This window comes from Caulobacter sp. P4_E5 (genome assembly GCF_056401555.1).
Genome location: NZ_JBFUJD010000153.1, coordinates 1 through 2,193 on the forward strand (window position 1 = coordinate 1; position 2,193 = coordinate 2,193).

Annotated in this window: 3 protein-coding genes; all 3 read right to left on the bottom strand. The window is 69.3% G+C overall.

Annotated elements, in window-relative coordinates; genetic code table 11:
• On the bottom strand, positions 1–688 hold a 688-nt coding region (locus AC1DSO_RS24655; RefSeq protein ID WP_477071313.1), incomplete at its 3' end, for a FecR family protein.
• Positions 685–1,194, bottom strand: a complete 510-nt coding sequence (locus AC1DSO_RS24660) for an RNA polymerase sigma factor (protein ID WP_477071314.1) — start codon at positions 1,192–1,194, stop codon at positions 685–687. The genes AC1DSO_RS24660 and AC1DSO_RS24655, both read right to left, overlap by 4 nt.
• A gap of 149 nt (positions 1,195–1,343) precedes the next feature.
• The coding region (locus AC1DSO_RS24665) for a TonB-dependent receptor domain-containing protein (RefSeq protein WP_477071315.1) at positions 1,344–2,193 on the bottom strand (850 nt) is incomplete at its 5' end.

Below are 2,193 nucleotides of genomic sequence, written 5' to 3' on the forward strand. Positions count from 1 at the left end.
AGCCCGCATTCATGTCCACCGAGGTCGCGGGGCCGGCCGTCGGGCGGTCGGAACGCACCCGGACCCGGCCCTCGACCAGCACCACCTTGAAGCTGGCGGGCCGCAGATCGACGTCGAAACGGGTGCCCAGCGCCGTCACGCTGTGGCCGCCGGCCCGCACGACGAACGGCCGCGTGGGATCCTTGGCGACCTTGAACAGCGCCCGTCCCCGGACCAGCTCCAGACGCCGTTCCTTGCCCGGCGACCAGGCGCGCAGCTCCGAATTGGTGTCCAGAACCGCCAGGCTGCCATCGGGCAGGCTGACGCTCATCGTCTGGCCCACCCGCGTGGCGTAGACCGTCGGCTTCGGCGCGACCGCGTCCAGCACATAGCGTCCGGCCTGCCAGAGGGCCGCTCCGCCCAGGACGAGCGCGGCGCAGGCGGCGACCAGACCCACGAGACGTCGCGCGCGATGCTGGCCGGCGGCGCCCCTCGCTTCCTCGCGCAGGCGCATCAGGCGCGGATCGCGTCTCAAGCCCTCGAGATCGCTCCACAGGTCGCCGGCCGCCTCGAACGCCGCGCGGTTGTGCGGGTCGGCCTCAAGCCACGCCTGGAACGCGATCTCGTCCTCAGGCGGCAGGGCGCCGGCACGGCGACGCGCGAACCAATCGGCGACCTCGGCGGCCCGGTCTCGTAGCGGCCCGCTCATTGGTCTCGCGCCTTGCGCAGGAACAAGGCCTTCAAGGCCGCCATCATGTGCTTCTCGACCGCACTGACCGAAATACCCAATTCACGGGCGATGCGCCCATACGTCATTTCCTCGAAACGGTGCAGCAGGAAGACGTGGCGGGTGCGCGGCGGCAGGTCCTCGATCACCGCGAACAGGCTCTCCAGGCCTTCCTTGCCGATCAGCGAGCGTTCGGGCGTCACCTCGTCGCTCGGGCCCAGGGCCTCGAGATCGTCCACCGTCTGCCAGGGTGCGCGCCGGCGATGCTGATGCGCCAGGACGCTGGCCGCGACGACGAAGATGTAGCGTTCCAGGTCCTGTACGGCGGCCGGATCGCGCAGACCGAGCAGGCGCGCAAAGACCTCTTGCACCAAATCGTCGACCTGCCCCGCCGGCGCACGGCGCCGGAGATAGCGTCGCAGACCGGGCTCATAAGCCAGCAGATCCAGCGCCGGTTGCGGTGGGACCTTGAGAGGATCGGACGTCATGAATCCTCCGGACGGGCACCACCATAAGGTTAGAGCCTCAGGATCCGAAAGACCTCACCCTACCTCACCTTTTTTCGGTCAGTTCCACGCCAAAAGCGACCGTAGAGTCATTTCCAGAAAACTGCCCCTGCCGCGAAAAACCGAGCGCGCTAGAAACGCCGACGGAGCGTGAACCGGGTCAGCCGAGGCTCGCCATGGATCAGGCTGGTGGCGGTTATACTGGGCGTGACGGCGCCGCCCCCGGCCGCATAGGTCTTGTCGAACAGGTTGGTGATAGATCCCGAGAGCGTCAGGGCGTCATGCCCCGGCGGCTGGAAGACCACGCCCAGATCGGCCAGCGCGTAGCTCTTCTGCAGCCCATTGCCGTCATGGGCGCGTTCGACGTAGCGCACCTGGCCGCTCTTGAAGACCTCGCCCCACACTGTCCACCGGCCCAGGCGCGGTGAGTCCGCCGCGCGCCATTCCACCCCGGCGCGAGCCGTGTAGGGCGGCGTGTACGAGAACCTCAGAGCGCGGGGATCGGTCACGGTTAGGCTGGCCAGCGCGACCGGAATGGTCAGGGCCGTGAAGCGCGCACGGGTCGCGGTCGCGGACACGGCGACCGCCAGCCCCTCCCCGCGCCGACCGCGCAGCCCCAGCTCGAGCCCGCTGATGACCGCCGAACCGGCGTTGATGATCAGGTTGGGCGGATCGTTGGCGGCGACGCCGTCGCCATCGAAGTCGTCGGCGGGGAACAGCGCGCGCTGGATGTCCCGCGACCAACCTCTGAACACGGCCGCGTCAGCGCCATAGCGCCAGTCGCCCAGCGCCGCCGCCCATTTGAGGCCCGCCTCCACGTCGGTCAGTTTCTCGGGAGCGTAGTGCTGGTAGCGCGCCATGGCCGGAGTAAGGATCGGGGCGTTGACCCCGCCGGCGCGGTAGGCGCGGCGGCTGACGACATAGGCCGTCAGGTTCGGCCGGCCGCGATAACTGAGCCCCACCGTCCAGGTTGGGGCCGAG

Bases quoted from the DNA above. Each gene is read 5' to 3' on its own strand.
- AC1DSO_RS24660 (WP_477071314.1), bottom strand. From the start codon at position 1,194: ATGACGTCCGATCCTCTCAAGGTCCCACCGCAACCGGCGCTGGATCTG.